The organism is Undibacterium sp. TC4M20W (assembly GCF_049340245.1).
Classification (GTDB): Bacteria; Pseudomonadota; Gammaproteobacteria; order Burkholderiales; family Burkholderiaceae_D; genus Undibacterium.
In genome coordinates this window covers 1-12,451 of the sequence record NZ_JBMPPI010000005.1, presented here as the reverse complement: position 1 = coordinate 12,451, position 12,451 = coordinate 1, and the positions used below count along the sequence as shown (strand labels likewise).

Annotated in this window: 13 protein-coding genes and 1 tRNA gene; 13 read left to right on the top strand and 1 reads right to left on the bottom strand. The window is 49.2% G+C overall.

Going from position 1 to position 12,451, the window contains the following annotated elements; translation table 11 throughout:
* Positions 1–189: 189 nt before the first annotated feature.
* From ACO0LL_RS08110 to ACO0LL_RS08100, 3 genes are all read left to right on the top strand, one after another.
* Positions 190–1,659 carry an aminotransferase class V-fold PLP-dependent enzyme gene (locus tag ACO0LL_RS08110; protein WP_422950370.1) on the top strand — a complete coding sequence of 490 codons (1,470 nt, stop codon included), beginning with the start codon at positions 190–192 and terminating at the stop codon, positions 1,657–1,659.
* Between the two features lie 238 nt (positions 1,660–1,897).
* Complete coding sequence (locus tag ACO0LL_RS08105) at positions 1,898–2,332, top strand: ADP-ribosylglycohydrolase family protein (protein ID WP_422950369.1); 435 nt, start codon at positions 1,898–1,900, stop codon at positions 2,330–2,332.
* Positions 2,313–2,747, top strand: a complete 435-nt coding sequence (locus ACO0LL_RS08100; protein ID WP_422950368.1) for an ADP-ribosylglycohydrolase family protein — start codon at positions 2,313–2,315, stop codon at positions 2,745–2,747. Before ACO0LL_RS08105 ends, ACO0LL_RS08100 begins: the two co-directional genes overlap by 20 nt.
* Positions 2,748–2,767: 20 nt before the next feature.
* Here the strand turns inward: ACO0LL_RS08100 and ACO0LL_RS08095 are convergent, their stop codons facing one another.
* Positions 2,768–3,694, bottom strand: coding sequence for a cation diffusion facilitator family transporter (locus ACO0LL_RS08095; RefSeq protein WP_422950367.1), 927 nt, complete (start codon positions 3,692–3,694; stop codon positions 2,768–2,770).
* A gap of 205 nt (positions 3,695–3,899) precedes the next feature.
* Here ACO0LL_RS08095 and ACO0LL_RS08090 point away from each other — a divergent pair.
* The 10 genes from ACO0LL_RS08090 to ACO0LL_RS08045 form a co-directional block, all read left to right on the top strand.
* Positions 3,900–3,976, top strand: a tRNA-Val gene (locus ACO0LL_RS08090).
* Positions 3,977–4,213: 237 nt separating this feature from the next.
* Complete coding sequence (gene thrS, locus ACO0LL_RS08085; RefSeq protein ID WP_186951802.1) at positions 4,214–6,121, top strand: threonine--tRNA ligase; 1,908 nt, start codon at positions 4,214–4,216, stop codon at positions 6,119–6,121.
* A 70-nt stretch (positions 6,122–6,191) separates the two neighbouring features.
* A complete protein-coding gene (gene infC, locus ACO0LL_RS08080) occupies positions 6,192–6,713 on the top strand; it encodes a translation initiation factor IF-3 (protein WP_110253943.1) in 522 nt (173 codons plus the stop codon).
* 201 nt (positions 6,714–6,914) lie between these two features.
* Complete coding sequence (gene rpmI, locus ACO0LL_RS08075) at positions 6,915–7,112, top strand: 50S ribosomal protein L35 (protein ID WP_110253942.1); 198 nt, start codon at positions 6,915–6,917, stop codon at positions 7,110–7,112.
* Between the two features lie 28 nt (positions 7,113–7,140).
* Complete coding sequence (gene rplT / locus ACO0LL_RS08070; protein ID WP_110253941.1) at positions 7,141–7,500, top strand: 50S ribosomal protein L20; 360 nt, start codon at positions 7,141–7,143, stop codon at positions 7,498–7,500.
* Positions 7,501–7,640: 140 nt separating this feature from the next.
* Positions 7,641–8,657: a phenylalanine--tRNA ligase subunit alpha gene (gene pheS / locus ACO0LL_RS08065; protein ID WP_110253940.1), complete on the top strand. Its 1,017-nt coding sequence runs from the start codon at positions 7,641–7,643 to the stop codon at positions 8,655–8,657.
* A gap of 74 nt (positions 8,658–8,731) precedes the next feature.
* Positions 8,732–11,158, top strand: coding sequence for a phenylalanine--tRNA ligase subunit beta (gene pheT, locus ACO0LL_RS08060; protein WP_422950366.1), 2,427 nt, complete (start codon positions 8,732–8,734; stop codon positions 11,156–11,158).
* Positions 11,159–11,200: 42 nt separating this feature from the next.
* Entirely contained in the window at positions 11,201–11,614 is a 414-nt protein-coding gene (locus ACO0LL_RS08055; RefSeq protein WP_110253938.1) for an integration host factor subunit alpha, read from the top strand.
* Positions 11,615–11,622: 8 nt separating this feature from the next.
* Positions 11,623–11,997, top strand: a complete 375-nt coding sequence (locus ACO0LL_RS08050) for a MerR family transcriptional regulator (RefSeq protein WP_162041789.1) — start codon at positions 11,623–11,625, stop codon at positions 11,995–11,997.
* 111 nt (positions 11,998–12,108) lie between these two features.
* The coding region (locus ACO0LL_RS08045) for a transposase (RefSeq protein ID WP_422950365.1) at positions 12,109–12,451 on the top strand (343 nt) is incomplete at its 3' end.

Sequence of the window (12,451 nt, the reverse complement as noted above, 5' to 3'; positions counted from 1 at the left end):
AGGTGCTTGCTACGCCCTAGTATTCATCCTGCGTCTTTCAGTGCCTGATCTTCTTTGCCGTAGTGGTGTTTGACAAGATCCCCTGACGCATCATCTGAAGTACACCGGGAATATTATAGTTTATTTGTTGTTGAATTTATAATTTTAATTGATGCCTGATTATTAAAAAATCCTTTATGGGAGCACGTTATGAGTACGCATGCAAACGACACGTTGACAAAGGCTGATTGCCAGTTGCAACTACAATCTACACTTGAGCCGCTGCTGGATGCAGGTTTTATATCCAGAGATTGCTATACAAAAATTTACTCGGACCTTGAGCGGTTTTATGCGCTGTTGCGCGAAACGCCAACCAATCCGGAAGATTACTGGGTCGCGTTTCAGAAGGAGTTTGATTTCATTCAGCCAGGATTGGATGCAATCAAGGTGCCGATGAATGCGGCTAATCTTTGCCCGGAACCCCGCCCATTGCTGAGGGCCGCGAATGAGCTGAGGTTTGAGCTTAACCGCAATGTCGCCCAGCAAACGAGAATGAGGGGTGGCTTGCGGGCAAGGCAGTTTGACGAAGCCCGTGCCGCACTGGCTAGAAGTGTGAGAATTGCTGTACCAAAGAATCTCGCCATCGTGCGCAATGCCAGTGAAGCAAACAATGCCATCAATGGTGGTTACCGTAAATGGAGCGCACCTGGCAGCAGAAGGGATAATGTCATCCTGTGGGATCAGAATCATCCAACCAATCTTGCTGCATGGGAATTGCGTGGTGGCAGAAAAATAATACCTGGCCAGCCAGCCCCAGACCCGGTTGGCCATGTGTTCGATATCCATATGGTCGTGCTACCTGCCAATGTCACGCCGGACCAGGTTGCACAACATTTCATCCGGCATATCAATGAAAGTACCCGCTTCATCTCTTTCTCTGAGACGTCGAACGGCAATGGTGTACGTATTCCTGAAGTTGCGATACAGGCGATCTGGAACCACGTGTCCAGTGATCCTCGATATAGCAATTGCCACATACATATTGATGGCACTATGGCGTTTGGTGCACGTCAACTCGATTTTTCCAGGCCCTTCTGCCACAGCTTTGTGTCTAGCTGCCATAAATGGTTTTTGGGGCCGAAAGAAACCGGCATTCTGTATATCGATCCGGCCAAGGCAATAAACTTTGAGCCGAACATTTTTGCTTACGACTACAAAATAGACATCCTCAACTGGAACGACCTGCCAAAGACTGCCGAGCGCTTTGAATTGCTGGGGCAGCGTGATGACGTCAACATCATCACTTTGCTCTGGACAGAATTAATGTGGCACAACATAGGATATAGCCGCGCCTATAGCCGGGTGACAGAGTTGACGCGTAAACTGATGATCGATCTGAAAGAGTGCAAATGGGACGTCGAAACGCCTGCCAATGCTGCCATGAGCCTGGGAGTAGTGTGGGTCAAAGTGCCGAGAGGCACGCAAACCATAAAACTCAGCGATGAGCTCTATGCAAATGGTATTGCCGCTTCATTTTCTCCGACCACGAACCGGACCGATGAAACCCGTATCCGGTTTTGTCCGCATATCTATAACACTTTTGCGGACATTCATCATGCTGTTGATATCATGAATCAATGGCGCGGACCTGTTCCGTATTCCGGTAGCCAAAGCGAGTGACTCGCAAGCGGTGAGCATCAGCGCCATATGCTTTGAGATATTTGTGAGTCAAACAAACCAGTATTGTGAAGGTGCTTGCGTCTTGTCTGTGCTGGTTTGCTAAATTTGCTACTCCACCTGACTTTGAGTTTTGACTGGAGACTAATTCAGGTGGGTGCCTTTTTTTAAAGCGAGCTCGTGATGATTGCTGGATATGTGCTAGTGTCGTGCATGGGGCGTGAATTTATGGAGAAGCAATTTGCTCTTACACATAGCAGTAGGTGATGCCTACGGAGCCGGCTTCGAGTTTTGCAGTCGTGAAAAAATCGTATTGGGCAATACAATTGAAAAATACCTGCCGCATGAGCTGGGAATTCTTGCAGGCCAATATACGGATGATACGCAAATGAGTATTGCGATTGCAGAAGTATTGCTTTCCAATGCTGGTCTATCGGCGGATGTATTTGCAGAGGCTTTTGTCAAATCATACCGGCGTGACATGCGCTCTGGATATGCCAGGGGCTTGCAAGGCTTGCTGGATATATGTGAGTCTGGTGCCGAGCTTTGGCAGCGCATTGCACCGGAAAGCCGCCGGAATGGGGCGGCAATGCGCTCAGTTCCCTTGGGCTTGATTGCAGGCTTTACTGGCAGAAGCCGCACGTCAACAGGCCATGGTGACACACAATACTGCTGAAGGTATGTTGTCTTCTCACGTTATTGCGCTGATGTCACATGTGCTTTTATATGACAAAGCCAGTCTCTCAGATTTGCCTGAAATTATATTCACCGCGACAGGATTTGCATTGAGAGATGACTGGTGTAACGAGGTTGAATGTGATGCATTGCAGACCCTGCATGCCGTCAATACCGCCTTGCAAGGGAATCGCAGCATGTCAACGTTATTGCTGGCATGCGTCAATTTTGGTGGTGATGTCGATAGTGTTGCGGCAATTGCGATGGGACTTGCTTCGTTGACGCCAGAATATGTGGTCGATATTCCTGCATCTTTGGTGCATGGTCTTGAGTCAGGTGAATTTGGGCAGAATTATTTGCGTCAGCTTGACACTGCGCTGGCCAGTCGCTATCCGGTTTTGCTTGCTCATATTTAGCAGTAGTTGGCAAGACTGCGTCAGTCGTCTTCCTCACTCACTTCCGCCTGCAGCGTAATGTGATCAATGCCATGCTTGCTGAGCAGCATGGTTTTGACGCTATCGAGTATGCGTGGCCAGGCGCTGAGGTCTTCGATTTCGAGATGGCCGATCAGGGCAGGGTAGCCGGGTGACATTTCCCAGACATGCAAGTCATGCACTGACAGTACGCCATTGATGTCTTCGAGGTCGGCACCGATTTGCACATAGTCTATGTGATGTGGCACACCTTCCATCAGAAAGTGGTAAGACTCTTTTAATACCGAGAATGTCGATTTCAAAATCAGCAACGAAACAAAAATCGACAGCAGGGGATCGATTTGCATCCAGCCAGTTTTGTAGATGACTGCACCAGAAATGATGGCTGCGACAGAGCCCAGCAAGTCACCCATGACATGTACCAGCGCGGCTTTGGTGTTCACGCTGTCTTTGTCATGAGAAAGTACCCAGGCAACCACGATATTAATTGCCAGGCCTATGCCAGCCACCAGCATCACAGTGCCGCCTTGTACAGCTTCTGGAGTGGAGAAGCGTTGTACTGCTTCCTTGCATATCCAGATAATGACCCCCAGCATCACCAGGCCATTGACAAAGGCGGCAAGTGCTTCGGCGCGGCCAAAGCCAAAAGAATTTTTTGCTGTGGGAGGGCGCTTGGCGATGATTTGCGCGAGCAGGGCCAGGCCCAGGGCGGCAGCGTCAGTCACCATGTGCCCGGCATCAGAAATCAGGGCCAGGGAGTTGGAGATGAAACCAAACGCGACTTCGACGCCGGCAAAGCTCAGGGTCAGGCCCAGGGCCCAGGCAAGGATTTTCTGGCTGCGGTTTTCAAAATAATGTCTGTGCTCGGCATCGCCGCGCCTGTGGTCGTGCAAATGTTCGCTGCTCTGATGATGAGAGGGAGAGGTCATGTAGAGTATGGTGCTGTGTTAAATATGGCATTAGTGTAGCCTAAGGCGGGATCATATATATACATGGCAATTTTCCGGATGCTGTTCTTTGAGTTGATAGAGCTAAATAGGCAGCCTTTATATTCAGGTTTATAGGGTTGGTGGAAATATTTTGCCCGAGGGGGCTAGCAATTTTCCTAAAGGCTCTGCTATACTCTTGTTTCTTAGGCGCGTAGCTCAGCTGGTTAGAGCACTACCTTGACATGGTAGGGGTCGTTGGTTCGAGTCCAATCGTGCCTACCAAAGATTTTAAAATTATTAAAACATTATAGTTAAGAGCGAGAAAGGCATCCCTGGTTATGACACCGCGAACTACCACTAAACTGGTTTGGGAGCGACTCTAGTCGAGGATACTTTTCGTTTGAAACAAACTGAAAAAGCACGGCTAGCCGTGCTTTTTTTTCGTCTGCGTTTTTTAGACTCATCCTTTATCTCAATAATCTCAATTATTTTTGTATTTTTTCCGCTTTGGAGAGTGACATGGTTTCAGTAAAACTTCCTGATGGTTCGCAACGACAATTCGATGCGCCGGTAACGGTGGCGCAAGTTGCTGCCAGCATCGGTGCTGGCCTGGCAAAAGCTGCTCTGGCTGGCCGCGTCAATGGCAAGCTGGTCGATACCTCGCATCTGATTGATGCTGATGCGGATCTGGCCATCGTCACGGACAAGGATGCTGATGGTCTCGAAGTGATACGTCACTCTACTGCTCACTTGCTGGCCTATGCCGTCAAGGAATTGTATCCAGATGCGCAAGTCACTATCGGCCCGGTCATCGAAAATGGTTTTTACTATGACTTTTCTTACAAGCGCCCATTCACACCGGATGATTTGGTGGCGATAGAAAAGAAAATGGCTGAGCTGGCAAAAAAAGACGAGCCAGTCACTCGCAAGGTCTTGCCGCGTGATGAGGCTGTTGCCTACTTCAAATCCATAGGCGAAGCCTATAAGGCCGAGATCATAGAATCAATTCCTGCTGATCAAGATGTGTCGTTATATACAGAAGGCAATTTCACTGACTTGTGCCGTGGTCCGCACGTGCCATCTACTGGCAAGCTGAAAGTATTCAAGCTCATGAAGCTGGCAGGTGCCTACTGGCGTGGTGACTCCAAAAACGAGATGCTGCAACGTGTGTACGGCACTGCTTTTGCCAAGAAAGAAGATCAGGAAGCTTATCTGCACATGCTGGAAGAGGCAGAAAAGCGCGATCACCGCAAACTCGGCAAGGCGCTGGATTTGTTCCACTTTCAGGACGAAGCGCCTGGCCTGGTGTTCTGGCATGCCAAAGGCTGGACTATCTGGCAGCAAGTTGAGCAATACATGCGCAAGGTCTATCAGGACTGTGGCTATCAAGAAGTTAAAGGCCCGCAGATTCTGGATAAAAGCCTGTGGGGCAAGACTGGTCACTGGGAAAACTATAAAGACAATATGTTTGTCACTGAATCCGAGAGCCGTGAATATGCCTTGAAGCCCATGAATTGCCCTGGTCATGTGCAGATTTTCAATTCTGGCATGAAGAGCTATCGCGATCTGCCTTTGCGTTTTGGTGAGTTTGGTCAATGTCACCGCAATGAGCCGTCTGGTGCCTTGCATGGCATCATGCGTGTGCGTGGCTTCACTCAGGATGATGGTCATATTTTCTGTACTGAAGAGCAAATTCAGGATGAGGTCATGGCTTTCCATCCGCAAGCGATGAAAGTATATGAAGACTTTGGCTTTGAAAAAATCTTCATCAAGCTGGCCTTGCGCCCTGAAAACCGCATCGGTAGCGATGAAATCTGGGATAAGGCAGAAGCCACCCTGCGTACTGCGCTGAGTTCTTGCGGTGTTGAGTGGGAAGAATTGCCGGGTGAGGGTGCTTTCTACGGTCCTAAAATTGAATACCATCTGAAAGACAGCCTGGGTCGTCCATGGCAGGTCGGTACTATGCAAGTCGATTTCTTCATGCCAGGCCGCCTGGGCGCAGAATATGTTGCAGATGACAATAGCCGTAAAGTACCTATCATGCTGCACCGTGCGATTGTTGGCTCGATGGAGCGCTTCATTGGTATCTTGATAGAAAATCATGCTGCTGCCTTGCCTTTGTGGTTGGCGCCAGTACAGGTTTCTGTCCTGAATATCTCGGAATCGCAGGCGGAGTATTCACAATCTGTTGCAGAAATCCTGAAGAAACAAGGGTTTAGAGTGAAAACTGATTTGCGTAATGAGAAAATTACCTTTAAAATACGCGAGCATTCCATTCAAAAACTGCCATACATCCTCGTGATAGGCGACAAAGAGAGGGATGCCAATACAGTGGCTGTGCGTACGCGTGGCAATCTGGATCTGGGGGTAATGCCTCTGGACGCCTTTATAGCTCGTTTGAAAAACGAAGTTGAAACCAAGGTTTAACAGATTAGCAGCGACCCTGTTTTAAACAGGGCTGCATAGCCTTTTATTATTATTTTCGAAGGAAACTGCAATAGCTACTGACAAGTCACATCGCATCAACGGTGAAATTACAGCGCCAGAAGTGCGCTTATCCGGCGTTGAGAACGAGCCTCTGGGCATCGTAAAACTGGGTGAAGCCTTCCGCTTGGCGGAAGAGGCCAATGTTGATTTGGTGGAAATAGCGCCGACGGCGCAGCCGCCAGTTTGCCGTTTGATGGACTACGGCAAGTTCAAATACCAGGAGCAAAAGAAAGCTCACGAAGCCAAGCTGAAGCAAAAAGTCATTCTGGTCAAGGAAGTCAAATTCCGTCCGGGTACAGATGATGGTGATTACAATATCAAATTGCGTAATCTGACCAAGTTCCTGGATGATGGCGACAAGACTAAAATCACACTGCGTTTCCGTGGTCGTGAAATGGCGCATCAGGAAATCGGCATGCGTATGTTGGAGCGTTTGAAGGCTGATCTGGAACCGTATGGCCAGGTCGAGCAGTTTCCAAAGATGGAAGGTCGTCAGATGATCATGATTCTGGCACCTAAGAAAAAGAAATAATGAGAAATAACAGAAAATAGGTTTTGCTTATTTTCTGTGCGTTTCTTGAGCAGGTTTGTGAGGCACGCATTGCGCGCATTACGAAAGACTCATCTTCTGGGTGAGTCACGATAAGTGAGAAGTAGGCATCCAAGAGTAGCGATTGTTGCTGCCACCTACCATCATATAAAAGTGGAGCTGTCTTAAAAGACAGATAGTACTATGCCAAAAATGAAGACGAAAAGCAGCGCCAAGAAGCGCTTCCGCGTCCGTCCAGGTGGTACCGTTAAACGCGGTCAAGCTTTCAAACGTCACATTCTGACCAAGAAAACTACCAAGAACAAACGTCAATTGCGCGGTTCCGTAGGTGTTCATGACACCAACATGGTATCCGTCATGCGCATGATGCCAACAGCTTAACCTCATACTCATTATTTAAGGAGTTATTATGCCTAGAGTAAAACGTGGGGTTACAGCTCGTGCCCGTCATAAGAAAGTTCTCAACCTTGCTAAAGGTTACCGTGGTCGTCGTAGTAAGGTATTCCGTATTGCCAAGCAAGCAGTTATGCGCGCTGGTCAATATGCATACCGCGATCGCCGCAACAAGAAACGTGTATTCCGCGCTTTGTGGATCACACGTATCAATGCAGCGGCTCGCCAGCATGGCCTGACTTACAGCGTGTTTATGAACGGCCTGAAAAAAGCCGCAATTGAACTCGACCGTAAAGTACTGGCTGACATGGCTGTGACTGACAAACCAGCGTTCGCTGCGATTGTTAATCAAGTCAAAGCTAACCTGGCTGCCTAATCACATTAGTGATCGCAATCAGTGAGTCGTAGTGACTGGCGCAAGCCAGTTGCAAATATCAAGCGGGGCAGAGGTTGAATCCTATGCCCCGTTTTGTTTTCAGATCATTATTTCAGCTTCAAAGTAAGCGGGAACAAGGCATGAACCCTTTAGATCAAATCGTCAGCCAGGCACGTGCTGATTTTCTGGCAGCAAATGATGCTGCAGCATTAGAGAACGCGAAAGCGCTTTACCTTGGTAAGAGTGGTCAGATTACAGAACAGATGAAAAGTCTGGGTAAATTGCCACCAGAGGAAAAAAAAGTACAGGGTGCAGTGATCAATGCCGCCAAAGTACAGATAGAAGAAGCCCTGACTGAAAGACGCGATGCCCTGGCGAATGCGCAAATGCAGGCACGCCTGAATGCAGAAGCGATTGATGTCAGTTTGCCTGGCCGTGGCCGTGGCGTTGGTGGTATCCACCCTGTCATGCGTACCTGGCAGCGTGTTGAAGAAATCTTCCGTTCTATCGGTTTTGACGTGGCAGATGGCCCCGAAATCGAAACGGACTGGACCAATTTTACCGCGCTCAACAGCCCGGAAAACCATCCTGCACGTTCGATGCAGGACACTTTTTATGTCGATGGCAAAGATAGCCAGGGCAAACAATTATTGTTGCGCACGCACACCAGCCCCATGCAGGTGCGTTATGCGCGCATGAACAAACCACCGATCAAGGTCATTGCACCTGGTCGTACTTATCGCGTCGATAGCGATGCCACGCACTCCCCGATGTTCCATCAGGTTGAGGGCTTGTGGATTGCTGAAGACATCAGCTTTGCTGACCTCAAAGGTGTCTATCTGAATTTCGTCAAAGCCTTCTTTGAAACTGACGATTTACAAGTGCGTTTCCGTCCATCGTATTTCCCATTCACGGAACCATCTGCCGAGATCGATATCGCCTTCGGTAGTGGCCCTTTGAAAGGCCGCTGGCTGGAAGTATCCGGCTCTGGCCAGGTCCATCCTAGCGTAGTGCGTAACATGGGCCTGGACCCGGAAAAATACATAGGCTTCGCCTTTGGTTCCGGTCTCGAACGCCTGACCATGCTGCGTTATGGCGTCAATGATTTGCGCCTGTTCTACGAAGGCGATTTGCGCTTCCTGAAGCAATTCAACTAAAAGAATTACGCAGCGCATCCCTGAATTTTTAAGTGGCGCATCGCGCCCTGCATCCAACATTAGACGGCTGAATTATGCAATTTTCTGAAAACTGGCTACGTACCATGGTCGATCCGAAGATGACTTCGGACGAGTTGTCCCATCTGCTCACCATGTCGGGATTGGAAGTCGAAGAGGTGGAGCCGGTTGCTCCCCCATTTAATAATGTCGTCGTCGCGGAAATCCGCGAAATCGCCAAGCATCCTGATGCTGATAAGCTCAATGTCTGTCAGGTTGATGTAGGCACAGGCAGCTTGCTTAACATCGTTTGTGGCGCACCGAATGTACGTGTAGGCATGAAAGTACCTTGCGCCATGGTTGGTGCTATCCTGCCACCTGGCGCAGATGGCAAACCATTTGAAATCAAGATAGGCAAGCTGCGCGGCGTAGAGTCTTACGGCATGCTGTGCTCGGCACGTGAATTGAAATTGTCTGAAGACCACGGTGGCCTGATGGACTTGCCATCGGATGCACCAGTCGGCCAGAACTTCCGCGATTACTACCAACTCAATGACCTGAAATTCACCATCAAGCTGACACCGAACAAGGCAGATTGCTTGTCGCTGCTCGGCGTCGCGCGTGAAGTATCTGCCCTGACTGGCACAGCCATGCAATTGCCAGAGGCAGTCGTGCTGCCAGTAACTTTGCAAGAAACACTGCCTGTTAAAGTCAGCGCACCTGACTTGTGTGGCCGTTTTGCTGGCCGCGTTATCCGTGGCGTGAATGCCCGTGCCGCGACACCAGAATGGATGAAGCAAAGACTGGAACGCAGTGGTCAGCGTCCTATCTCTGCACTGGTGGATATTTCCAACTATGTCATGCTGGAACTGGGACGTCCTTCCCACGTGTTTGACTTGGATAAGATCCACGGCGGCCTGGAAGTGCGCTGGGGTAAGGCTGGTGAATCGCTGAAGCTCTTGAATGGCAATACGGTTGAAGTGGATGGCTGGGTCGGTGTTATTTCTGATGATAAAGAAATCGAATCGCTGGCCGGTATCATGGGTGGTGATTCCACCTCCGTAACACTGGACACGCAAAATATTTATCTGGAAGCCGCCTTCTGGTGGCCGCAAGCGATACAGGGTCGTGCTCGCCGCTTCAATTTCTCTACCGATGCTGCTCATCGCTTTGAGCGCGGCGTCGATTTTGCCTCCATCGTTGAACACATAGAGCGTATCAGCGCCCTTATCGTTGAGATTTGTGGCGGTGCTGAGCAAGTCAAGCTGGGCCCGGTGGATGACCAGATCGTCAACCTGCCACAGCGTCCGCCAGTCAAGCTGCGTACTGCACGTGCTGTGAAAGTTATTGGCGTTGCTTTGGATGATGCCAGGATTGCTGACATTTTCACCCGCCTGGGTTTGCAATTCACCCAGCAGCCAGGTGAGTTCCTGGTGACGCCGCCATCTTATCGCTTCGACATAGAAATCGAAGAAGATCTGATCGAAGAAGTAGCGCGTGTATATGGCTTTGAGAATATTCCTGCATTGCCGCCAGTAGCTGCCAATGCCATGTTGATCGCACCAGAAAACCAGCGTTCACTGTTTGCTGTGCGTCGTCTCGTGGCTGATCAGGATTATCAGGAAGTCGTGAATTACAGCTTCGTTGAAGAAGCATGGGAAAAAGATTTTGCTGGCAATGATGCGCCAGTCAAACTGCTCAATCCTATCGCCAGCCAGATGAGTGTCATGCGTACCAGCATGATAGGTAGCCTGGTGGCGAATACCCGTTATAACCTGAACCGCAAACTGAACCGCGTCCGCATTTTTGAAATCGGCGCAGTGTATCTGCAAGATGCCGGCGTGCAGGATGGCCCGCTGGAAGTGGCTGGTTACAATCAGCCCAAGCGTCTGGCCGCATTGGCCTATGGTCCGGTAGCAGAAGAGCAGTGGGGGCAGGATACCCGCAACGTTGATTTCTTTGATATCAAGGCTGACCTCGAAGCCTTGTTTGCACCTTGCTCTTTGCGCTTCGTTAAGAATGAGCATGTCGCCCTGCATCCTGGTCGCAGTGCAAGTATAGAATTTGATGGCAAAGGCATCGGCTTTATTGGTGAATTGCATCCGCGCTTGCAGCAAAAATATGATCTGCCTTTGGCGCCAGTGGTATTTGAAGTTGATGTGACAGCCTTGCAACAAGTGCAAGTGCCCTCATATCAGGAAATATCCAAGTTTCAGGCAGTCACCCGCGATCTGGCGCTAGTTGTCAAACAGACAGTTGTAGTGCAAAATCTGCTGGATGTTTTCAAGCAGGAAACGCAGCAGAACGAAGCATGTAAAATCGTGCAAGGCTTTGTTTTGTTTGATGAATATCGTGGAAAAGGTCTGGAAGCAGATGAGAAAAGTCTTGCTTTCCGCTTTAGCTTGCAAGATACTCAAAGTACGCTGCAAGACGATAAAGTGGAGGCTGCAATGCAAGCCCTGGTGCAAGCTGCGAGCCAGCAATTTGCTGCCAAACTGCGTTGATCTTGTCTGTAATTGTTAGTATTAATTGAGAAGAGTTTCGAAATGAATGATGTGATTTCCGCCGAGTTCCAGTCGGTGCTGGATGCTGATTTGAATCGCGCAATGCAGGAAGCCCGGGCGCGGTCACAGGCGGAAAAGGAATTGCCTACCTTGACCAAGGCAGAATTGGCCGAACTCCTGTTTGAACATGTAGGTTTGAACAAGCGCGAAGCCAAGGATATGGTCGAAACTTTTTTTGATGAAATCCGTGATGCACTGGAAAGAGGCGAGGCCGTCAAATTGTCCGGCTTTGGCAATTTCCAGTTGCGTGACAAGCCGCAACGCCCTGGTCGCAACCCTAAAACCGGTGAAGAAATTCCTATTACTGCACGTCGTGTCGTCACTTTCCATGCCAGTCAGAAACTCAAAGGCATGGTCGATGATGTCGGTAATCAACCTCTTGCCCATGCTGCCTGATATTTTCCATGACTGAAATCAAGATTGAGTCTTTTGTACTGCCGCCTATTCCGGCCAAGCGGTATTTTACGATAGGCGAAGTTGGTGAATTGTGTGGCGTCAAACCGCATGTCCTGCGCTATTGGGAGCAGGAATTTACGCAACTGAAGCCAGTCAAGCGTCGCGGCAACCGTCGTTATTATCAACATCATGAAGTGTTGCTGATACGCCGTATCCGCGAATTATTATATGAGCAGGGCTTTACCATCAATGGCGCGAGAAACAAACTCAACGTCAATGGTGGCCATGCGGAATCGGCATCCAATGAGCCTGTTGAAGAGCCAGTGAATTTGCATCAGATCAGGGATGAATTGCAATCCATCCTGGGTTTGCTGAAGGTGTGAGAAGGTCGGCAACAAAATAGACCTGTAAAACAAACTGTCATTCCAAAAAAAGCCACCAGTGCATTTTGAACTGAACCCCAAAAGTTGGACACCAACTTTTGGGGTTTTTTGATGACTAAATACGACGAGCAGTTCAAGTTGAAAATAGTGCGGAAGTATCTTGCTCATAAAGGAGGATATAGAGCGCTTGCCGATAAGCATGATCTCCATCATTCGGTGATAGAGCGGTGGGTAAATTTACATCGTCTCCATGGTGTATCAGGATTAGCAAAAAAGCAGGTGCCTGGTAAATACGATGTAGAGTTCAGACTGTCGGTACTCAAATGCCTATGGGATAACCAGCTTTCCTACCGGGAAGTTGCTGCCCTGTTTAATATCCGCAGTCCGGGATGTATTGGTAATTGGGAGCGTAGCTATCATAATGGCGGCATAGATGCCCTGATACCACGTGTAC